This is a genomic window from Xenorhabdus entomophaga (assembly GCF_037996725.1).
Lineage (GTDB): Bacteria > Pseudomonadota > Gammaproteobacteria > Enterobacterales > Enterobacteriaceae > Xenorhabdus > Xenorhabdus khoisanae.
The window spans coordinates 1-505 of the sequence record NZ_JBBMXH010000326.1; the positions used below are offsets into that span (position 1 = coordinate 1).

At 32.9% G+C, this 505-nt stretch carries 1 protein-coding gene; it reads left to right on the forward strand.

What is annotated here, in order from left to right; all coding sequences use genetic code 11:
* The first annotated feature begins 73 nt into the window (after positions 1-73).
* Positions 74-319, forward strand: a complete 246-nt coding sequence (locus AAC854_RS23010) for a hypothetical protein (protein WP_340619118.1) — start codon at positions 74-76, stop codon at positions 317-319.
* Positions 320-505 lie beyond the last annotated feature (186 nt).

Genomic DNA, 505 nt, shown 5'->3' on the forward strand with positions numbered 1-505 from the left:
AATCTTGCTGTGACATAGCCTTTGTTCCTTTATTTCTCTCAGTTTGGCGACTTAAAGTTATAAAGGAGCGGCTATGTCATTTCAACTCACCACGAAAGTCGAGCATCGCGTAAATAGAGTATATTTTGATGTTACAAGAATGTCACAAATACAGCTGCTGTGGGCGGCTAGCAACTATAGAGGGGTGTTTAAAGATTGGGCTGCGGCTGATTTAACACTTAGATTTCCTGAGCAAGAACAAATTATACAAGGAATGATAAATTCTATTTATCTTCAGGATCCATCTACTTTTGCTTTTTTATATAATAGGTTTTTTTAGCTTTATATATTAAATTTTATAATGTTTTTTGGGTTATGATTGTGAGTCAAAAAATCATTAATACTTAATCGTTTTATAGTTATATATAACTTTTCAAAATGGTAGGAGTGTCAAAGAAACTCAGTCCAAATTTTGCGAGTTTTGATTTTCCAGAAACAAAAAGGCAAAAAAGAGGACTGAGTTATG

What these genes read in the sequence shown, in the direction of transcription:
- AAC854_RS23010 (WP_340619118.1), top strand. Translation starts at nt 74, where the DNA reads ATGTCATTTCAACTCACCACGAAAGTCGAGCATCGCGTAAATAGAGTA.